The organism is Blautia sp. TM10-2 (assembly GCF_003480845.1).
GTDB classification, from domain to species: Bacteria; Bacillota; Clostridia; order Lachnospirales; family Lachnospiraceae; genus Fusicatenibacter; species Fusicatenibacter saccharivorans.
Map to the genome: position 1 here is coordinate 93569 of NZ_QUJZ01000005.1, position 19800 is coordinate 113368.

Consider the following 19800-nt stretch of genomic DNA (forward strand, 5'->3'; position numbering starts at 1 on the left):
GAAAATCCCTTGCTAGAACAGCATTTGGATGGAGACATCTCTAATGCGTATCTAGCCGTCAACCTAAGAAGTATCAAGGCAGCCAAAACAGCAGATTAATCATGCAACATTTCCTAGTGGTTAATTAAATTGAATAGAAATTAAACATTGTTCAATTGAGCAATCTATATGAATCTGATATACTGAGTATACAAAAGCTTTTGAATTTTTTAGGAGATGAAGCAAATGGATATAGGCGTTGTTATAAAAAAATATAGAAAAGAAGCTGGTATGACGCAGGAGGAGATGGCAAACAGATTAGGCGTGACGACACCGGCTGTAAACAAATGGGAGAATAGTAATTCCAAGCCGGATATTGAACTGCTGGCACCAATTGCAAGACTGCTTGATATTTCACTTGATACATTACTTTCTTTTCATGAAAAACTTTCAGATATTGAAATCGAAGAAATTATCAGGAAGATGGACAGGATGTTTTCAGAAGAAGGCTATGAAAAGACTTATGAATGGGCATTGAGACTTATAAAGGAATATCCGAATTGTAACATGCTTATCTGGCAGGCTGCGGTAATGCTTGATGCAAGAAGAATAACGGATAAATGCATGAATCCGGAAAAATATGATAAGCAGATTAACGCATGGTATGAGCTGGCACTACATGATGAGAATGAAGAGATACAGCATCATGCAGCAGATTCCTTATTTGGATTTTATTTACGTAAGAAGAATTACGCCAAAGCAGAAAAATATCTGGACTATTTTTCAGAACACGATCCTATGAAAAGTTATTATCAGGGAAGATTACTCCAGGAGCAGGGAAAAATCAAAGAAGCATATGAGAAATATGAAAATGTTATTTTTTCCGGCTTTAGTACACTTAATTTTGTTCTTTCCACAATGGCGGGACTGGCATTGCGGGAAAATGATATCGGTTATGCGAGATTTTTGTCAGGGAAGGTACAGGCAGTTGCACATACATTGGAAATGGGAAAATATAATGAGCATTCGCCAATGCTTGATATTGTATGTGCAGGGAAAGATGTAGAGGGAACATATAAGGTGGTAAAACATCTTCTTGATAATGTGGGTACTATGTATGATTTTAGAAAGTCCGGTTTATATAAGCATATGAAGTTCAGAGATATTGATGAAGCTATATTAGATGGTGTAAAAGAAAAACTTCTTGAAGGATTCAGAAATGAGGAAGAATTCGGCTACATGGCAGGATATGAACCGTGGGAGAAATTAATTTTTGACAGATAAGTTTTTTGAAAACTGTCGTTTGGTAAAATCTATTCCATTTTTAAAAGCCTTGCGATAAAATATGTTCTGTGAGACGGTAGTTCTTTTGTCCCAACAAAAGCCAGATGACACGATAGAGATCGACTTAGATTTAGAAGTTGGATGCAATCAGTGCTGAGTTGAAAGCTCGTGATCAGATGGAATGGGTCAGATTGGTAAATGGTATTTGTAATATGGCAGAAGAACTTGTGCTAAAAGAATTGGTGTAGATCTAAAGCGTGGAAAACTCCTTCGGGAGCTTTTGGCTGTTTATAAGATAAATTCTGTCGGAGATTTATTATAAAACATTACTTTACAAGAAGAATAAAAAAGCATATAATTCTTTTATAATATATTTAATAAAAGAGGGTAAGAAAACGGAAAATAAAGATAAAAAAAATACAACAAGAAAAAAAATAATTAATTATGTGCTAAACAAGCATGTTACATCCAAGGCGGAAATCGCAAAAGAGTTAAACTTGAGTATGCCGACTGTGTTAGCAAATGTGAATGACTTATTAGAAAAAATGGTGTTGGAAGAAACTGGGGAATATGCTTCGACCGGTGGACGAAAGGCAAAAAGTATAGGGATTAATAAGTCATACTGTCATGCAATGGGAATTTTGATTACAGCGAATCATATAGAAATGGTATTAGTAAATCTTGGAGATGAGATTATAAAAAAAGATCGCATCCGTTTAAAATTTACGGCAGAATTATTCTATTGTACAGAGGTGGCACAAAAGGTCAAAACTTTTCTTGAAGGCGAATTAGCGAAGGACACGCTACTTGGGATTGGAGTGGCGATTCCAGGAATTATTGATCAGAAAGAACGGATCGTTTTAAAATCCCATGCTTTAGGTATAGAGAATTATAGTCTGCGCTTTTTAGAGCAGGCTTTGGAAATTCCAGTATATTTTGAAAACGATGCTAATGCTGCAATGCTTGCAGAAAAAAAGCAAAAATATCCAAATGCGATATATCTGTCTTTGAATCACACCTTAGGAGGTGCATTCTGCATAGATGGAAAGCTGTTTCGCGGGCAGAACCAGAAAGCAGGGGAGTTTGGTCACATGATACTCGTTCCCGGTGGAAGAAAATGTTATTGTGGTAAATCAGGATGTGCAGATGCATATTGTGCAGCAAGTGTACTGACACAAGATAACAGGCAGTCACTGGATGCATTTATGGAAAAAATTGAAAGTGGTGATGAAAAAAATTTGCAGACATGGAATGAGTATTTGGATCATCTTGCTGTTTTGATATCAAATCTGCGGATGGCATATGATATGGACATCATACTAGGAGGTGATGTGGGAGGCGTATTGTCAGATTATATGATACCATTGGGAGAAAAAGTGATGGCATATAATGGCTTTGAGCATGATGTTTCATACTTGAAAAATTGTTCGTATAAGAAAGAAGCGTCGGCTGTTGGAGCCGCGAAATACTTTTTTACAAAACATATGGTAGAATTGTAATTTTTTTTGAATGCAGATAAGCAGTCCACCGCATCTGGTGCGTAGGGAATTAAGCGTTGGGTAAGGGGATGTTTAGTCTGTTGGAGTTAAAAACTCCCACTGACAGGTTGCAAAGCGAATGCGATGTCCGATTTATATGTGTGAAAAACGAGAAGTTGTGTAAAATTAGAAAAAGATATTATAGTAAAAAACGGAAAGAAAACAGTAACTACGGTTTCCTTTCCGTTTTTTTTGCATATTAATTGTGAAAAATATACAAAAAATATATTTTGAAATTATGAAATATATAAAAATATGAAAAAACATATTGACAAATTGTGTTTATAGGACAATAATATAATTACTTTAATAAAACGTTTTATAAAACGTATAACAATATAAAAAAGGAGGAAACAACTATGTTACAGCAGGTAATGACAAATCCAGGAGAAATTATTTTCAGAGAGATTCCGGTTCCGGAGGTAAAGGAAAATCAGGTGTTGGTAAAGATTATGAATATTGGTGTTTGTGGATCAGATATTCATGTTTATCATGGAAAACATCCGTTTACAAAATATCCGGTAACACAGGGACATGAGGTTTCTGGTGAGATTACAGAACTTGGAAAAAATATCACCGAGTTTCATGTGGGACAGAAGGTGACGATAGAGCCGCAGGTATATTGTGGACATTGCTATCCATGTCGTCATGGAAAGTATAATCTCTGTGAGGAATTAAAAGTAATGGGATTTCAGACGACAGGAACAGCATCTGAGTATTTTGCAGTGGATGCATCTAAAGTAACACCTATTCCGGAAGATATGTCCTATGAAGAAGGAGCTATGATCGAACCTCTTGCTGTGGCAGTTCATGGTGTAAAACAGATGGGCGATGTGGCTGGCATGAATATTGCAGTCCTTGGAGCAGGACCGATCGGAAATCTCGTGGCACAGACAGCAAAAGGAATGGGAGCAGCGAAAGTGATGATCACAGATATCAGTGATCTTAGACTGGCGAAGGCAAAAGAATGTGGAATTGATGTGTGTGTGAATACCAAAAATAAAGACTTCGGTGAGGCGATGATCGAAGCATTTGGACCGGACAAGGCGGATGTGATCTACGACTGTGCCGGAAACAATATCACAATGGGACAGGCAATTAAATATGCAAGAAAAGGAAGCACGATCGTACTGGTGGCTGTTTTTGCAGGAATGGCAGAAGTAGATCTTGCAGTGGCAAATGACCACGAACTTGACATTAAGAGCACGATGATGTACCGCCATGATGATTACATAGATGGAATCAGACTGGTAAATGAGGGCAAAGTTCATTTGAAACCGCTCATCTCAAAGACATTTGCTTTTAAAGATTATCTGAAGGCATACCAGTATATTGATGATAACCGCGAGACAACGATGAAAGTAATTATCAACGTCAGTGAAAAGTAAGGAGTTCGTATGGAAAATAAATATGGAATTGTCGGAGTTGCCCATGTCGGGCTTCCGACAAACGATTTACAGAAAACAGTTGAGTTTTATAAGAGTCTTGGATTTGAAGTGATTATGCAGTCTTATAATGAAAAAGCAGGGGAAAAAGTGGCATTTTTACAGATAAAAAATTATTGTATAGAGACTTTTGAAAATGGGCAGGCGGCAATGTCAGACGGTGCATACCAACATGTTGCACTTGATGTGGAAGACATTGAAAGTATGTATCAGAAAATCTGCAATGAAAAATACACAATTATTACAGACGGAATCGAAGAACTACCATTTTGGGAAAATGGTGTGAAGTATTTTATGATTAAGGGACCAAATGAGGAAAGAATAGAGTTCTGTCAGAAACTCTGATAAAAATAGGAGAGACATATGGGAAGCGAAAACAAAAATGGAAAAGTACCGCTGATCAGTAAGATTGCATATGGGTTTGGTGATGTTGGATGTAATTTCAGCTGGATGTTCGTCAGTAATTTTCTGATGATATTTTATACAGACGTGTTCGGAATCAGTATGGCGGCTGTGTCAGCACTGATGCTTTTTTCAAGATTCTGGGATGCAATCAATGATCCAATCGTCGGGGGACTTACGGATAAAACAAAATCGAGATGGGGACGGTACCGTCCATGGCTGTTAGTAGCGGCACCAATTACAGCAATTCTTCTTGTCATGACATTCTGGGCAAGACCTGACTGGCCGCAGAATGGAAAGATCATTTATATGGTAAGTACATATTGTCTGCTGGTTTTGGGGTATACCTGTGTGAATATTCCATATGGAACCTTGTGTGGTGCTATGACACAGGATATTGATGAACGTGCAAAAATAAATACATCCCGTTCGGTTGCAGCGATGATTGCAATTGGTGTGTTAAATATTATCACAGTTCCGCTGCTCAGCAAATTCGGCAGTCACAGTGCAAAGACAGGATATCTGACGGTTGCGGTCATATATGGATGTATTTTTACAGCCTGTCATTTCTTCTGCTTTGCGAAGACGAAAGAGGCAGTGATCACTCCGGAAAAAGAAAAAATTTCTGTAAAGGTTCAGTTGAAAGCAGTCATGCAGAACAGACCATATCTTCTTGCATTGGTAGGACAGATATTATTTGGATTTACATTATATGGTAGAAACGCAGATATTCTGTATTATTTTACATATGTGGAAGGCAATGCCTCCTACTACACAACTTATTCGATGTGCATCATTATTCCTTCTATCATCGGGGCAGCCTGTTTTCAACCAGTATTCCGCAAGTTGAATAACAAAGGAAGAACAGCATCTCTCTTTGCTTTATTTACAGGAATTTCCATGTTGTCTATGTTTTTCTTCAATGCCAAAGAATCACCAGCTATTTTTTATGCATTATCTGGTCTCACACAGTTTTTTTTCTCTGGATTTAATACCGCAATCTATGCAATTATTCCAGACTGTGTGGAATATGGGGAGTGGAAAACCGGACTTAGAAATGATGGTTTTCAGTATGCATTTATTTCACTTGGAAATAAAATCGGAATGGCAGTTGGAACAGCACTTTTAGCAGGATTACTTGGAAAATATGGTTATATTGCAAATCAGACACAAAATGCAATTGTGCTTTCAATTATGAAACATGCATTTACGACGATTCCAGGTGCACTTTGGATTGTGACTGCGGTTGTATTATTTTTCTACCGGTTAAATAAAAAACGTTATAACGAGATTGTGGAGGAACTGAAAAATGGAAGAAAAAGTTAACATCGTGGCATTGGAAGAATTGCTGATTGATTTTACGGAAGCAGGACACAGCCAGGATGGGAGGAAATTAAAATACCGATACCAATAGAAATTTTAAAATCGGATACAATCTGAATGGCGTTTGCTTTTCTTCCGCCGGTGGATGCAAAAAAGCCGTTTTTTTCTATCAGACCTTCCTGCTCCAGAAGGTTGAGGTTCTGGCTGACTGTGGATAAACCCATCTGCAGTTCCTGAACGATCTGCTGCTTGGAGGTCTTTTTCTTTCTGTAAATATATTGGTAAACCTTTGATTTATTTATTTTTTTGAGACTAATGTTGGTCAATCCCTTTTCGCTCATGTTGTTCTTCTGATTACGTTGCAAGATAATGTTAAGTTTATTGTAGCATAGAACGAAAAAAAGCAATAAAAAGGATATGTATTACAGAAAGCTGACGGAAAAGCAATAACGATACACAAATATGTTGGAATGATTCCCGGAAAGGGTTTACAGATCTTCAAAATGCCATTAATATAAGGAAGGGATCTTCCCATCCATAAAAAATAAGATACGGAGAATTAACATGAAAAAACAATTGAAGGATACTCAGATTCTGTTGGAAATCCTGATCCTGACAGCAGCTGTTGCTATTATTGCAGCGGCAGTCTATTTTTTTCTGGTACCAAGCCATACTTCTGTCAGCAGTATTTCGGGTCTTGGTATCGTACTTTCCAACTTTGTACCGTTGCCCCTTTCCGCCATCACCATGATTCTGAACGTAGTACTTCTGATCATCGGCTTTTTTACCTGCGGAAGAGAATTTGGTGTAAAAACCGTCTACACCAGTATCATGCTTCCTGTTTTTCTTGGACTTTTTGAAAAAATCTTCCCGGATTTTGGTTCGATGACAAACAGTCAGGAGCTGGATGTTCTGTGCTATACACTTGTAGTCAGTGTGGGACTCAGTATTCTTTTTAACAGAAATGCTTCTTCCGGCGGACTTGATATTGTAGCAAAGATCATGAATAAATATCTTCATATGGAGCTTGGAAAAGCTATGTCGCTGTCCGGTATGTGCGTTGCCCTGTCTGCAGCACTCGTTTACGACAAAAAAACGGTAGTCCTGAGTATTCTTGGAACGTATTTTAATGGAATTGTTCTGGATCATTTTATTTTTGATCATAATATCAAACGCCGGGTATGTATCATCACTCCAAAGGAAGAAGAACTTCGGGAATTTATTCTTCATGAGCTGCACAGCGGTGCTACGATCTATGAAGCCTATGGTGCCTATAACATGCAGAAGCGCAAAGAAATCATCACGATCGTAGACAAGACAGAATACCAGAAATTGATGAATTTTATCAACAAACTTGATCCGAAAGCGTTTATCACAGTTTATAATGTATCCAACATGAGATATCAGCCTAAAATGTAAAAAAGTTCCGCAGCACCTCAATCACAGAAGTGCTGCGGAATTTTTTTACCGTAATTTCCTGTGAAAACGTTTCTTGAATTACCCCATGGAGCAAAAACTCCGGCGCGGCTGAAGGAGAAGAAGAGCGAACGGATGCAGATGGATACGATCAATGACATCGTTATAGTGCAAATAAGGACACTTTTTTAGACAAAGCGTGTTCTTTTTTTACCACATAAAGTTATCTATAATTAGAGACAGAAAATGGAGGAAGGGTATGAAAAGATATTATTTAGCAATTGATATAGGAGCATCCAGCGGAAGGCATATTCTCGGGCATATGGAAGATGGGAAAATGGTTCTCGAGGAAATTTACCGTTTCCCGAATGGAATGCAGAAACGGGACGGTGAGAAGGTGTGGGATATCGAGGCACTCTTTGAAGCCGTGTTGGCCGGAATGAAAAAATGCAGAGAACTTGGAAAGATCCCGGTGAGTGTCGGAATTGATACATGGGCAGTTGATTTTGTCCTTCTGGACAAGGATGATCAGCGGATCGGAAATGCCGTTGCTTATCGCGATGACCGCACGAAAGGAATGGATGAGGAGGTTTATCGCACGGTGCCGGAGGAAGAACTCTATGCATCGACCGGCATTCAGAAACAGATTTTTAACAGTATTTATCAGCTTATGGCGTGGAAGAAGAAAAAACCGGAACAGCTGGAAAAAGCAGAGACGTTGCTGATGATTCCGGATTACCTGAATTTCCTGCTTTCCGGCGTGAAAGCGCAGGAATACACAAATGCAACAACGACCCAGCTCGTCAATCCGGAAACCGGGGACTGGAACAGGGAGATGATTCAAAAACTGGGATACCCGGAGAAAATCTTCCTGCCGATCCGTGAACCGGGGACTGTGATCGGTCGTCTGAAAAAAGAAATTCAGGAGCAGGTCGGCTTCGACTGTGAGATTGTTCTTCCCGCAACACACGACACAGGCTCCGCAGTAGTCGCTGTGCCAAGCAATGAGGAACATGTACTCTACATCAGCTCTGGAACCTGGTCTCTGATGGGAACAGAATTAAAAGAGGCCGATTGCGGAACAGAAGCTATGCAGCACAATTTTACCAATGAGGGCGGCTACAACAGAAAATACCGTTTCCTGAAAAATATCATGGGTCTGTGGATGGTCCAGTCTGTGAAAAAAGAAATCGCAGAAGATTTAAGCTTTGGAACGATCTGCGAAATGGCATCGAAATGCACCATCCCATCTATCGTGGATGCAAACGACGATCGTTTCCTTGCACCGGAACATATGACAGCCGAGGTACAGAAGGCATGTGAAGAAAGTGGCCAGCAGATACCGCAGGGAATTGCAGAGGTTGCAGCAGTGATCTATAACAGCCTGGCAGTATGCTATGCAAAGACATTAAAAGAACTGGAAGAAAAAACAGGCTGCCGGTACCGAACTATTCATGTCGTAGGCGGCGGCGCCAATGCCGGTTATCTGAACCGGCTGACAGCAGAAAAGACCGGAAGAACCGTGCTGGCGGGACCGACCGAGGCAACTGCCATCGGAAATCTGGCGGTACAGATGATCACCGGAAAAGAATGCAGCAATTTGAAAGATGCGAGAAACTGTATTTTCCATTCCTTCGAAATCAAACAATATGAGCCATAAAAAATGAGACGAAAGGTTAAAAGGGGCAAAGAACATGTTAGTTGAAACAAAAGCAAAAGTAGGTGTATTTGCAATCGCACTGGGTGCATATCTGCCGCAGTTCCCGACGCTGGTTCCGGAATTTGAGGCACAGTATGATGCGTTCAAAAAGACGATTCCGGATACCGTTGAAATGATCGATGGTGGAATCGTTACAACGAAAGAATTATCGATGGAAGCAGGAGATAAGTTTCGTGCAGCGGATGTAGATCTTGTTATTTTACAGCTTCTGACCTACGCGACCAGCTACAATATGCTCCCGGCAGTCCGTGACCTGAATGTGCCGGTTGTACTTGTGAATGTGCAGAAACGGAAAGCACCGGATTATGCGAATACCGATACGCCAAAATGGCTCGGTGAGCTGTATGCCTGTGGAGCAGTCGGTGAGATGGTAGCCGATCTGGAGCGTGCAGGAAAACGTCATGCCGTTATCACCGGTGTTGTAGAAGGCGGAGATGCTTACGTGGCAAAGGAAATCGACGAGTGGTGCCGGGCAGCCCAGGTACGCAGAAGATTCCGCTACACCAATATTGCCCAGATCGGAAGACCATATCCGGGAATGATGGACCTGTATATCGATGAAACCAATCTTTACAACCGGATGGGACTTTATACGAAACAGTTCGACTGGGAGAAAATATGGGCAATCGCGGATCCTGTTACAGATGAGGCCGCAATCCGCGCCAAGGCAGAGGAGATTCTGGATACCTTTGACATCGAGGGCGGTGCAACGGTAGAGACCGTATGGGATATGGCAAAATATGTCGTTGCATTTGAAGAGTGGGTGAAAAAAGAAGAGCTTGGCATGGTGGCATCCCATTATGACGGCTTTGCAAAAGGGGTTGCCGGAAAACTGGACAGCATGCTGATTCCGGCATTTTCCATGCTGATCAAACAGGGTACAGCCTGTGCCGTAGAGGGTGATATGAAAGTTGCAATGGCAATGAGCATTCTGAAAACAATCGCCGGAACCGGTCAGCTTTCTGAGATGTATTCGATCGATTTCAATGAGGATATCTGTATTATTGGTCACTCCGGATCGGGAGATGCTGATATTTCGCAGGTGAGAAAACCGTCTATGAAAATCGTTGATGTCTTTCATGGCAAGACGGGCGGCGGATATCTGACGCAGTTTTATCCGCCGGTTGGCGATGTTACATACCTTGGAATTACGCAGGATAAAGACGGTCACTTTAAATTTGTTGCTGCAGAGGGTGTCAATGAGGATGGTCCGATCTTTACCTTTGGCGATACCAATATGAGAACACGTTTCTCTATTGGGGCAAGAGAGTTCTGCAACAGATGGAGTGAAGCGGGACCAACACATCATATGGCAGCTGCGGTCGGACACCATATTGATACGATTCTGAAAGTGGCAAAAATCCTGGATGTGCCGGTAGACGTTGTATGCCGGTAAATACCGATAAAAGAAGAGAAAAGAGAGAAAGAAGAGGGAAATAACATGAAATTTTTAGATGCAGAATTTGTAAAAGGCTTTATCCGTATGGCAAATGATGGCTGGGAGCAGGGATGGCATGAGAGAAACGGCGGAAACCTTTCTTACCGTGTGAAACCGGAAGAGGTTGAAGAGGTAAAAGAAAATTTTGAGGCCAGAGAGTGGAATCCGATCGGAACCGCCGTTCCAAATCTTGCGGGAGAGTATTTCCTGGTAACCGGAAGCGGAAAATATTTCCGAAATGTCACAATCAAACCGGAAGACAGCATCTGTATGATTGAGCTGGATGAAAAAGGTGAAAATTACCGCATCGTCTGGGGTCTCGTCAACGGAGGACGTCCGACCTCAGAGCTTCCGAGCCATCTGATGAACCTGGAGGTAAAAAAACTTCAGGACGAAAGATACCGCGTTGTGTACCATGCACATACCACCAACGTGATCGCGCTTACCTTTGTTCTGCCGCTGGAAGATAAAGTATTTACCCGCGAACTCTGGGAGATGGCAACCGAGTGTCCTGTTGTATTCCCGTCCGGAATAGGTGTCGTTCCGTGGATGGTTCCGGGAGGCAGAGAGATCGCCGTTGCCACGAGCGAGCTGATGAAGAAATATGATCTTGCTATCTGGGCACACCACGGCATGTTCGCCGCCGGCTTTGATTTTGACCTGACCTTCGGTCTGATGCATACCGCAGAAAAATCTGCAGAAATCCTGGTAAAAACACTTTCTATGCAGCCAACGAAACGCCAGACGATCACACCGGATGAATTCCGCCATCTGGCAAAAGACTTCGGCGTAACACTTCCGGAAGAGTTTTTGTATGAGAAATAAAACTGGAAACTGATAGTGAAAAATGGCCGTCTGATCCTTGCACTGAGGAATGGGACGGCCATTTTTTTGCTGTGCAGAAGAAAAAGTCTATTAATTTCTTTCGGAATTTGATAAACTATAAGATAAGATTATCGATTAGAAAACAGTGGAACATTTCATTATCAGACAGAAAATGCTGGTGTGTCTGCGCTCAGAAAGGAAAGATGAAATATGACTTCAGCGATTAGTATAGGAAAGCAGGATTTTGCTTCCCTTCGAGAAAATCATTATTTTTATGTTGATAAAACCGATTTTATCAGACAATGGTGGGAAAGTGGAGATGACATTACGCTGATCACACGTCCGAGAAGATTTGGCAAAACATTGAATATGAGCATGCTGAATTGTTTCTTTTCCAGACAGTATGCAGAAAAAGGTACCATCTTTGAAGGGCTTTCCATCTGGAAACAGGAAAAATACCGCAGACTGCAGGGAACTTATCCGGTGATTTTTCTGAGCTTTGCGGACGTAAAACAGAATAACTATCAAGATGCAGTGCAGAAGATAAAAAATATTATTGTAGATGCTTATCGCCAACATCGGTATTTGGAGCAGGAAGAATGCTTTACGCAAAATGAGAAACAGCAGATGCTGGAAATTACAGAAAAAATGAGTGATGTGACAGCACAGGATGCATTAAAAAATCTTTCCAGTTATTTGAATCTTTTATATGGAAAAAAAGTTTTGATCTTTCTGGATGAATATGACACGCCCATGCAGGAAGCCTATATTCATGGATACTGGGGTGAATTTGCCGGATTTATGAGAAGCCTTTTCAATGCGACGTTCAAAACAAATCCATATCTGGACCGCGCTGTGATGACTGGAATTACCCGTATTTCCAAAGAATCTGTTTTTTCGGACCTCAATAATCTGACGGTTATTACAACAACATCGGATGCCTATGCAGACTGTTTTGGTTTTACAGAAAAAGAGGTATTTCAATCATTAGATCAATTTGGAATGCCGGAAAAGAAAGAGCTGGTAAAGCAATGGTATGACGGATTTTGCTTTGGCACGCATCGTGATATTTACAATCCGTGGTCTATTACAAATTATCTGAAAGAGAAAAAACTGCGGCCCTACTGGGCAGCTACAAGTTCCAATGGATTGATCAGCAAACTCCTGCAGTCGGCATCGGTAAATATGAAGGAAGAACTGGAAAAACTGATCAACAGACAACAAATTGTAGTTAATTTTGATGAGCAGATTATATTTGGACAATTAGAACAGGATGAAAGTGCGGTATGGAGTCTGTTGGTGGCAAGCGGTTATCTGAAAGTGGAGGAGATTGAATACAGAGGACTGACGCTGGAGCCGTGGTATTCTCTTTCCATCACAAATCTGGAGACTGTGAGCATGTTTTCGAATATGTTCAAAAGCTGGTTTGCAGCGGCATCTGCCAATTATAATGAATTTATCAAAGCATTGCTGAATGGGGATGTAAAAGCGATGAACCTCTATATGAATGATATTGCACTTGCTACATTTAGTAATTTTGATGCTGGAAAACATGCGTCCGAGCGGAGCCAGCCAGAGCGGTTTTATCATGGATTTGTACTTGGGCTGCTGGTGGAAGTGCGAGATCTTTATGAGGTGCGTTCCAATCGGGAAAGTGGGTATGGAAGATACGATGTGATTCTAATTCCCAGAAATTTGGATCGAGATGCTATGATTCTGGAATTTAAAGTAAAAGAAACGGAAGAAAAAACGCTGCAGGAAACGGTACAAAAAGCACTGGCGCAGATTGAAATAAAGAAATACGACGCGGAACTGAAAGAACGGGGAATCCCAAAAGAAAGAATCCGGCATTATGGATTTGCGTTTGAAGGGAAAAAGGTATTAATTGGGTAATAGAAAACGCTGTCAATGCTTCTCTGGAAGGGGAAGCGGGACAGCGTTTTTTTGTTAATTGTGATTAGATTACCATCTGAAGCAGCATTACCATAAGCGGCATCGTCACAATAGAAGCCAGCGTAGTAACAACATTGATGGCACTGGCATAGCGCGAATCGTTGCCGTATACCTGGCACATCTGGGTAACCGTGGAAGCAGATGGCGTGATGATGGCGAGAAAAACGATCAGAATCAGTGTCGGTCCGTCAGCGGAAAGGTCGGCGAGATGGCTGAGTTTTAAGAGAACAAGCGCCATCAGCGGAACGGCGATCAGGCGGAGAAAGGTCACGAAGTAAATCCGTTTATTCGCAAAAATCTGACGGAAGTCCATGCCGGCAAAAAGCATACCCGTAACAATCATACTGGCAGGGCCAACCATGCTTCCGACAGAATGAAACGTATTGTTGACCAGCGCAGGAAGCCGGATGCCCGTGAAAAAAAGAAGAATTCCGACGAAAATAGAAATAATATTGAGGTTCAGAACAATCTTCTTCCAGTCATAGGAAGCCTCACGGCTGATCACCTTTTTGCAGTGCGTCCAGAAAAAGACAAGCTGTACGCTCATATAAACACAGCTGTAAAGCACCCATTCCGCTCCTAAAACAGCCGTCACAAGCGGCACAATCAGATTGCCGGAATTGGAGTAGTAAACAGAAGTTATCTCAACCGCATCCAAATGAAACACCCGTCCAAGAGCTGAAACCGCAAAAAGAAGCACAACCTGCATCAGAAGCGAAGCCGCAAACGCAACCAGCAGCCCCCGCACTGTTTCCGGCGTGTAATCGACCTGAAACGCATTCAGAATCACGCAGGGAATGATCAGGTACAGCACAATTTTCGACAGAACTTTGCTGTCCTCATCCTTTAAAAGTCCGGCTTTTACGATTAAAAAGCCCATAAAAATCATAAGAAAAAGCTGCGCGATCTGCTGCGCAAGAAGAATACTGATCGTCATAAAAATCTCCCCATATGTGTGCCTTATAGAAAATATTATAAGGTGGAGAAGAGGGGATTTCAATTTCTTTTTGAGAGATTTGGGTCGAAATAATGGTGAAAATATAAGAAAAATGGCTGTTGACCAAAAGAAAATGCTGTCATATAATATATTCGACAAGAGAGCCGTTGGTCAGTGTACACCTGACCGCCGGATAAAGCTTCTAACTAAAAATAGCGCCTAACTTTACCAGAGCAGGGGCGCTATTTTGATTTGACAAAATTACACGATTGCAATATAATATACTTAACAAGACAGCCGGAAGGTGAGCGCAATCACCCGATCTGGCGAAAATATTAAATAGCTATAAGAAGTGGCCATCCATGCTTACCAGAGAGCAGGATGGCCATTTCTTAATTTCTATAATAAAGGAAGGCTGAATTATAGTCAAGAAATTTTTGCGATTTTAAAACAAAGTAATAAAAAGTGTGATATAATAACCTCATAATGAAAAGTAAAATTCCGCCTATTTTTCTACATTGTAGGCGGCAATTTTACACCTGCCAGTTAGTGAATCCTAATAAAAGTAAGATGGAGGTACCCGCCCATGATGGAATACACCAGCAAATATTGGAACATGCTGACTCCTTTAATAAAGAAAAGTCTGCTAAAACGCTACGGAAAAGAGGAGACCGCAGAGCTTCTCCGCAAGACCAACCAGATCTACCGCGACATGCTTCGCCGCGCCGATGATATCGGAAAGGACAACCCGATGGCGTCGAATCTCTATGAAGGCCTCATTTTTCTTGCGCTCTGGGATGCGTCGGACAAACAGATTTATGTGGATGAACTGCGTACAATCTCAGAGGAGATGATGTCCTTCCCGCTTCTGAAAGCCATGGGCCTGATGATTAATGCGAATAAGAAGAGCGGCATGGCGCGGATTGCGAAGATGATGCATAAGGATGCCGCCTGGCTGGAAGCACATCCGCAGTATAAGGCGTATTCGTGGGATTTTCATTTTGATGAGACGAAGCATCAGGACGGTTTTTATTACCACTTCACCCAATGTCCCCTGAACACATTCGCCCGAAAAGAGGGCTATCTGGAAGTGCTGCCGATTATGTGCGACATTGATTACAAGACAGCAGCCCTGATGCACGCGAAGCTCTACCGTGACCATACACTGGCAGGCAGCGGTGAGGTCTGTGATTACTGGTTCGTGGGGGACAAGGTGGAAAATCCGAAATAAAATAAGACCGGGACGGAACCGGTGAAATGGATCGAAGAATATAAAACACAGAAGGGAGATCACCCAGAATGAGCAATGAAAAAATAAAACCAAAACTGAATGGAACTGCCGAGACGATGCTGCAGTGCTTCTACGCCCGTGCCATGCACAGCAGAAATCCGAAAAACAAGTTCCGCGACACCAAAGCAGAAGAGCTGATTGACCGCATCGACTATGATTTCAGCAATGCGAAAAAGGACACAGCAATGAGCGGCGGAATCGTAGCGCGGAGTGTTGTGTTTGATGAGCTGGTCAGCGACTTTATCCGAAAGAACCCGGATTGTACCGTCGTCAACATCGCCTGTGGTCTGGACACACGGTTTTACCGCATGGATAATGGAAAAATTACCTGGTACAATCTCGATCTGCCGGAGACGATTGAGGTGCGCGATTCCATCTATCAGGAATCCGGCCGTGTTTCCACGATTGCGTGTTCCGTGCTCGACCCGGCATGGGCCGATCAGGTAAAAGTGCGGGGCAAAATGCTTTTCATTATCGAAGGTCTGACCATGTACATGAAAGCGGATGAGGTCAGAATGATGCTCGCCATCATCCGCGATCATTTCGACAATGCCTACGTCTGCATGGAAACGCTGTGCCCGTACTTTGTAAAGAAAGAAAACATCGAAAAATCTATTCAGGCGACGGGCGCGACGTTTACCTGGGGTGCGAACAGCTTTGCAGACCTGGGCGACATTGCCGCCGGTTTCCGAAAAGTAAAAGACGACAACATCGCCCGCGGTATGGAAACGCTGAATCCCATTTACAAGCTGGTGATGTGGATGCCGATCATCCACAAATTCGCAGAGAAAATTCTGGTGTTTGAAAAAGCGTAAGAAAAGAAATGAAAAGAAATGAAAAGAAATGAAAAGAAACAGGCAGCCCGGCAGCGGAAAAGCTCAAAAAGCTTCCGTGCAGGGAACCTGTTTTTTGTTTGTGCAGGAAATTAACAAATCATTCATCCGGCCACACAAAATGTGCATTCCCCGCCTCAAGGCCGTCAATCAGAATATTCTGTCCCGTGCAGAACCGGTTCGTCACGGTCATAAAATACGCCCAGTCCGCTGCTTCCTCGACGGTCATCCACCGTTTCAGCGGCGTCAGCTCCATGATATGATCCCAGAGCTTTTGGTCTTCTGTGACAGGCAGATTCAACTCGGTCAGTACGCCGCCGAAATCAAGGCTGTTGCACGTTCCGCCATACGGTGCAATGCGGAGTGCCACGTTTTTCGTGTAGGCGAGCACACCGCCCTTGCTTGCGGTGTATTCCGGAAATTCAGCTCCGGTATGGCCGCTGGCCGAGCCGATCATGAGGATGGCGCGGATGGTGTCATGAATTCCGTACGCCTCCGTGATTGCGATGGTTCCCTTTAAATTGATATCAATATCATCCTCGTTCTGCACACCGGCGTTGTTGATGACAATATCAAAAGGCGCAAGTGCCGGATACTGTTCTTTGGCGCGGATATCAAGGCAGAAATGAGTATACGAATCCTGGCTGATCGAAGCCTCCTTCCGGTCAAATCCGGTAACATCAAAGCCTTCTTTTAAAAATTTCTCCGCAATCGCCTTTCCGATTCCGGAGCTGGTTCCTGTAATAAGTACACGCATACGATAACCTCCCGATGAAATATTACCCTCATTATACCGCAAACACAGCATGCGATCCAGAAGAAACGAAAAAGAATGCAGGAAAAGAAAATGTTACGGGAAAAATCACTGCATAAAACAAAAGAGTCTCTCAAAACCACAACAAATAATTGACAGATTTTAGGAGAAGGAGTAGAGTTTTTGAAAGGGGGATTATCCCTGCAAAGAGTGAAAACAAAAGAGGTGCAAATATGCTGAAAGTAGACAATCTTACCTTTGAAGTAAACGAAGAGGGAAGAAAACGCTGCCTCGTCAACCACATCAGTTTTGAGGTAAAGGACGGGGAAATGCTGGTGATTACCGGACCGAACGGTGGCGGAAAATCAACGCTGGCCAAAGTGCTTGCAGGAATTGAGGACGCCAATGGCGGAGAAATCTTCCTGGATGAGGAAAATATTACCGGTTATGATATTGACCACCGTGCAAACGCCGGCATCGGCTATGCATTCCAGCAGCCGCCGCGTTTTAAAGGAATGACGGTGAAAAAAATGCTGTCGCTGGCAGCCGGAAAAGAACTGACGGAAGCCGAGAGCTGTAAACTCCTCTCCGCTGTCGGACTCTGCTCTGCCGATTACCTGAACCGCCAGATGGACGGTACGCTCTCGGGAGGAGAGATGAAGCGTCTGGAGATCGCAACGGTTCTTGCAAAACCGCATAAGGTCAGCATTTTCGATGAGCCGGAGGCCGGCATTGACCTGTGGAGCTTTTCCATGCTGATCAAACGGTTTGAAGAAATCCACAAAGAGAAGAAAGAATGTCTGATCCTCATTTCCCATCAGGAACGCATTATCCAGATGGCAGACAAGATCATGGTGATCGAGGACGGCCAGGTGAAAGAATACGGTACAAAGGAAGACGTACTGCCGACCCTGTTCCAGCAGAAAACAGGCCGGATGTGCGGCCAGGAAGGAGGCACATGCTGATGGTACAGGTAGATGAGACAACCCAGGGCGTATTAAATCAGATCAGCGAGGGATTTGAGCAGAAAGGGGCATACAATCTCCGCCAGAACGGCATTCCGCTCTGCCACGGTGACAGTGAACATATCAAAATCCGCAAAAAAGAGGATAAGCCGGGCATTGATATTTTGATTGACGGCGAGACAAAAGGCGAAAAAGTATTTATCCCGGTTGTCGTCAGCGTTTCCGGTATGACGGATCTTGTTTACAATGATTTCTACGTTGCGGACGGCGCCGATGTTACGATTGTAGCGGGCTGCGGTATCCACAACGGCGGCTGCAACGACAGCCGGCACGACGGTATCCATACGTTCCATGTAGGAAAAAATGCCAACGTGCGCTACGAGGAAAAGCATTACGGAGAGGGAAACGGAACGGGACAGCGGATTCTGAACCCGGTGACAAATATTGAAATCGGAGAAAATTCCGTTTTTACGCTGGATACCGTACAGATTAAGGGCGTTGACTCAACAATTCGTACGACGAATGTTGTGATGGATGCAAACTCCAAACTGTTCGTGCTCGAACGTCTGATGACAGACGGTGACCAGAAGGCAGAGTCGGATATTGAAGTATGTATGAACGGAAGCGGTTCTTCCGCACAGATTATTTCACGTTCTGTCGGAAAGGGCAATTCCTCCCAGGTCTTCCATCCGAAGGCAGTCGGCAAAAACAAATGCCACGCCCATATCCAGTGCGATTCTATCATCATGGATCACGCCCAGGTCGGATCTATTCCGGAGATCCAGGCAAAGCATGTGGATGCGGCAATCATCCACGAGGCGGCGATCGGACGGATCAATGACGAGCAGCTGTTGAAACTCAGAACGCTCGGCATGACGGAAGCGGAGGCGGAAAACGTCATTATTGAAAACTTCCTGAGCTGAAGAAAAAAAGGAAACAAGAGAACAAAAAAGAGGCATTTCCAGTCTGCATAGATGGAGATACCTCTTTTTGTGCATTTTTCACAAAAGCAGGTAGTAAATTTTACTAAAATAAAAAGTAAAATATTTTGACTTTTAACATATGATAAATTTGTACTGTTGAAAAAAGGAAAGATACAAGATAGAGAAATGGGGAAAGCGAAAATGGGTATTGTGATCAATCATTCCGAAAATATTTTCCTGCTGCAGACCAGATCCAACAGCTATGCGTTCGGCATTAACGATCAGGGACTGGTAAGACATACAGAGTTTCTTCCGTGATATCATTCAGGTGCAGGATGCGGAAGTGCTGTTCCATTACGCGGATGCGTTCTATTTGGAATTCGCAGCTGTGACGAGAAAACAGACCAGCAGGGGAACTTTGTATTACGTGGGCTGCGGCCTGGAAGAGAAGATCACGAAGCTTCTGATGGAGCAGGTGATGCGGGACTGGCACAGAAAGGCCTTGTGGAGCTCGAGCTCATCCCGGGAACGCGGAACAAAAAGAGGATTCTGCTGACGGATGCCGGACGGGAACTGGAGAAAAATACGACGGACCGGCTGCGCGGGGCAGAGATCCGTGCATATGGAAAACTTTCGGTAGAAGAGCTGAACAGCTATCTTGAGATGACAAGAAAGCTGACGGCAGCGCTGCGCGAGGAGACGGAAAAACTTTAAAGAGAGAGCAGAAATGAATCAGAAAAAAGACAAAATTCAGTTATCCGATCATTTTACATA

At 42.9% G+C, this 19800-nt stretch carries 21 protein-coding genes; 18 read left to right on the forward strand and 3 right to left on the reverse strand.

The features are described 5' to 3' along the window. Positions 1 to 225 precede the first annotated feature (225 nt). The 6 genes from DXD92_RS06320 to DXD92_RS06345 all read left to right on the forward strand — a co-directional run bounded on the left by DXD92_RS06320 (position 226) and on the right by DXD92_RS06345 (position 5974). A complete protein-coding gene (locus tag DXD92_RS06320; RefSeq protein WP_117801920.1) occupies positions 226 to 1263 on the forward strand; it encodes a helix-turn-helix domain-containing protein in 1038 nt (345 codons plus the stop codon). A 176-nt stretch (positions 1264 to 1439) separates the two neighbouring features. After that, complete coding sequence (locus DXD92_RS19310) at positions 1440 to 1511, forward strand: TnpV protein (RefSeq protein ID WP_243037951.1); 72 nt, start codon at positions 1440 to 1442, stop codon at positions 1509 to 1511. A 129-nt stretch (positions 1512 to 1640) separates the two neighbouring features. After that, positions 1641 to 2762 carry an ROK family transcriptional regulator gene (locus DXD92_RS06330; RefSeq protein WP_330416909.1) on the forward strand — a complete coding sequence of 374 codons (1122 nt, stop codon included), beginning with the start codon at positions 1641 to 1643 and terminating at the stop codon, positions 2760 to 2762. A gap of 398 nt (positions 2763 to 3160) precedes the next feature. After that, a complete protein-coding gene (locus DXD92_RS06335; RefSeq protein WP_055268459.1) occupies positions 3161 to 4189 on the forward strand; it encodes a zinc-dependent alcohol dehydrogenase in 1029 nt (342 codons plus the stop codon). A 9-nt stretch (positions 4190 to 4198) separates the two neighbouring features. Next, complete coding sequence (locus DXD92_RS06340) at positions 4199 to 4591, forward strand: VOC family protein (protein ID WP_117760520.1); 393 nt, start codon at positions 4199 to 4201, stop codon at positions 4589 to 4591. An 18-nt stretch (positions 4592 to 4609) separates the two neighbouring features. Further along, positions 4610 to 5974, forward strand: a complete 1365-nt coding sequence (locus DXD92_RS06345) for an MFS transporter (protein WP_118594589.1) — start codon at positions 4610 to 4612, stop codon at positions 5972 to 5974. A 32-nt stretch (positions 5975 to 6006) separates the two neighbouring features. Here the strand turns inward: DXD92_RS06345 and DXD92_RS06350 are convergent, their stop codons facing one another. Continuing rightward, the gene (locus DXD92_RS06350) at positions 6007 to 6312 is read right to left on the reverse strand and encodes a helix-turn-helix domain-containing protein (RefSeq protein ID WP_243037930.1); all 306 of its coding nucleotides are present in this window, start codon (positions 6310 to 6312) and stop codon (positions 6007 to 6009) included. A 223-nt stretch (positions 6313 to 6535) separates the two neighbouring features. Between DXD92_RS06350 and DXD92_RS06355 the strand changes: the two genes are divergently transcribed. From DXD92_RS06355 to DXD92_RS06375, 5 genes are all read left to right on the forward strand, one after another. Beyond that, a complete protein-coding gene (locus DXD92_RS06355) occupies positions 6536 to 7390 on the forward strand; it encodes a YitT family protein (protein WP_022461234.1) in 855 nt (284 codons plus the stop codon). A gap of 256 nt (positions 7391 to 7646) precedes the next feature. Beyond that, complete coding sequence (gene rhaB / locus DXD92_RS06360) at positions 7647 to 9047, forward strand: rhamnulokinase (RefSeq protein ID WP_117804236.1); 1401 nt, start codon at positions 7647 to 7649, stop codon at positions 9045 to 9047. 34 nt (positions 9048 to 9081) lie between these two features. Next, on the forward strand, positions 9082 to 10503 hold the full coding sequence (locus DXD92_RS06365) for an arabinose isomerase (RefSeq protein ID WP_118594590.1): 1422 nt from the start codon (positions 9082 to 9084) through the stop codon (positions 10501 to 10503). A 45-nt stretch (positions 10504 to 10548) separates the two neighbouring features. After that, positions 10549 to 11370: a rhamnulose-1-phosphate aldolase gene (gene rhaD, locus DXD92_RS06370; protein ID WP_055265851.1), complete on the forward strand. Its 822-nt coding sequence runs from the start codon at positions 10549 to 10551 to the stop codon at positions 11368 to 11370. Positions 11371 to 11580: 210 nt separating this feature from the next. After that, on the forward strand, positions 11581 to 13263 hold the full coding sequence (locus tag DXD92_RS06375) for an AAA family ATPase (RefSeq protein ID WP_118594591.1): 1683 nt from the start codon (positions 11581 to 11583) through the stop codon (positions 13261 to 13263). 64 nt (positions 13264 to 13327) lie between these two features. Here DXD92_RS06375 and DXD92_RS06380 read toward each other — a convergent pair whose 3' ends face one another. Continuing rightward, positions 13328 to 14260, reverse strand: a complete 933-nt coding sequence (locus tag DXD92_RS06380) for an AEC family transporter (protein ID WP_118594592.1) — start codon at positions 14258 to 14260, stop codon at positions 13328 to 13330. Between the two features lie 586 nt (positions 14261 to 14846). On the opposite strand from DXD92_RS06380, the gene DXD92_RS06385 reads away from it, so the two are divergent. Then, positions 14847 to 15491 carry an L-2-amino-thiazoline-4-carboxylic acid hydrolase gene (locus DXD92_RS06385; RefSeq protein WP_118594593.1) on the forward strand — a complete coding sequence of 215 codons (645 nt, stop codon included), beginning with the start codon at positions 14847 to 14849 and terminating at the stop codon, positions 15489 to 15491. Positions 15492 to 15559: 68 nt separating this feature from the next. Next, positions 15560 to 16366 carry a class I SAM-dependent methyltransferase gene (locus DXD92_RS06390; protein WP_055227053.1) on the forward strand — a complete coding sequence of 269 codons (807 nt, stop codon included), beginning with the start codon at positions 15560 to 15562 and terminating at the stop codon, positions 16364 to 16366. A 118-nt stretch (positions 16367 to 16484) separates the two neighbouring features. On the opposite strand, the gene DXD92_RS06395 is transcribed toward DXD92_RS06390, so the two are convergent. Then, positions 16485 to 17141, reverse strand: a complete 657-nt coding sequence (locus DXD92_RS06395; RefSeq protein WP_118594594.1) for an SDR family NAD(P)-dependent oxidoreductase — start codon at positions 17139 to 17141, stop codon at positions 16485 to 16487. 230 nt (positions 17142 to 17371) lie between these two features. On the opposite strand from DXD92_RS06395, the gene DXD92_RS06400 reads away from it, so the two are divergent. The 5 genes from DXD92_RS06400 to DXD92_RS06415 all read left to right on the forward strand — a co-directional run bounded on the left by DXD92_RS06400 (position 17372) and on the right by DXD92_RS06415 (position 19740). Then, positions 17372 to 18103, forward strand: coding sequence for an ABC transporter ATP-binding protein (locus DXD92_RS06400; RefSeq protein WP_055227049.1), 732 nt, complete (start codon positions 17372 to 17374; stop codon positions 18101 to 18103). Continuing rightward, positions 18103 to 19026: a SufB/SufD family protein gene (locus tag DXD92_RS06405; RefSeq protein WP_055219683.1), complete on the forward strand. Its 924-nt coding sequence runs from the start codon at positions 18103 to 18105 to the stop codon at positions 19024 to 19026. The genes DXD92_RS06400 and DXD92_RS06405 overlap by 1 nt, the downstream gene beginning before the upstream one ends. A 186-nt stretch (positions 19027 to 19212) precedes the next feature. Further along, positions 19213 to 19344, forward strand: coding sequence for a hypothetical protein (locus DXD92_RS19185; protein ID WP_256372457.1), 132 nt, complete (start codon positions 19213 to 19215; stop codon positions 19342 to 19344). A 25-nt stretch (positions 19345 to 19369) separates the two neighbouring features. Then, complete coding sequence (locus DXD92_RS19650) at positions 19370 to 19582, forward strand: beta-galactosidase trimerization domain-containing protein (protein ID WP_416388408.1); 213 nt, start codon at positions 19370 to 19372, stop codon at positions 19580 to 19582. Continuing rightward, positions 19531 to 19740 (forward strand): hypothetical protein, encoded by a 210-nt coding sequence (locus tag DXD92_RS06415; protein ID WP_118594596.1) that lies wholly within the window; start codon positions 19531 to 19533, stop codon positions 19738 to 19740. The genes DXD92_RS19650 and DXD92_RS06415 overlap by 52 nt, the downstream gene beginning before the upstream one ends. Positions 19741 to 19800 lie beyond the last annotated feature (60 nt).

Coding starts and splice junctions, on each gene's coding strand:
- DXD92_RS06320 (WP_117801920.1), top strand. CDS start 226: ATGGATATAGGCGTTGTTATAAAAAAATATAGAAAAGAAGCTGGTATG.
- DXD92_RS06345 (WP_118594589.1), top strand. CDS start 4,610: ATGGGAAGCGAAAACAAAAATGGAAAAGTACCGCTGATCAGTAAGATT.
- DXD92_RS06375 (WP_118594591.1), top strand. CDS start 11,581: ATGACTTCAGCGATTAGTATAGGAAAGCAGGATTTTGCTTCCCTTCGA.
- DXD92_RS06395 (WP_118594594.1), bottom strand. CDS start 17,141: ATGCGTGTACTTATTACAGGAACCAGCTCCGGAATCGGAAAGGCGATT.
- DXD92_RS19185 (WP_256372457.1), top strand. CDS start 19,213: ATGGGGAAAGCGAAAATGGGTATTGTGATCAATCATTCCGAAAATATT.
- DXD92_RS06400 (WP_055227049.1), top strand. CDS start 17,372: ATGCTGAAAGTAGACAATCTTACCTTTGAAGTAAACGAAGAGGGAAGA.
- DXD92_RS06385 (WP_118594593.1), top strand. CDS start 14,847: ATGATGGAATACACCAGCAAATATTGGAACATGCTGACTCCTTTAATA.
- rhaB (WP_117804236.1), top strand. CDS start 7,647: ATGAAAAGATATTATTTAGCAATTGATATAGGAGCATCCAGCGGAAGG.
- rhaD (WP_055265851.1), top strand. CDS start 10,549: ATGAAATTTTTAGATGCAGAATTTGTAAAAGGCTTTATCCGTATGGCA.
- DXD92_RS06390 (WP_055227053.1), top strand. CDS start 15,560: ATGAGCAATGAAAAAATAAAACCAAAACTGAATGGAACTGCCGAGACG.
- DXD92_RS06335 (WP_055268459.1), top strand. CDS start 3,161: ATGTTACAGCAGGTAATGACAAATCCAGGAGAAATTATTTTCAGAGAG.
- DXD92_RS06350 (WP_243037930.1), bottom strand. CDS start 6,312: ATGAGCGAAAAGGGATTGACCAACATTAGTCTCAAAAAAATAAATAAA.
- DXD92_RS06380 (WP_118594592.1), bottom strand. CDS start 14,260: ATGACGATCAGTATTCTTCTTGCGCAGCAGATCGCGCAGCTTTTTCTT.
- DXD92_RS06405 (WP_055219683.1), top strand. CDS start 18,103: ATGGTACAGGTAGATGAGACAACCCAGGGCGTATTAAATCAGATCAGC.
- DXD92_RS06340 (WP_117760520.1), top strand. CDS start 4,199: ATGGAAAATAAATATGGAATTGTCGGAGTTGCCCATGTCGGGCTTCCG.
- DXD92_RS06365 (WP_118594590.1), top strand. CDS start 9,082: ATGTTAGTTGAAACAAAAGCAAAAGTAGGTGTATTTGCAATCGCACTG.
- DXD92_RS06355 (WP_022461234.1), top strand. CDS start 6,536: ATGAAAAAACAATTGAAGGATACTCAGATTCTGTTGGAAATCCTGATC.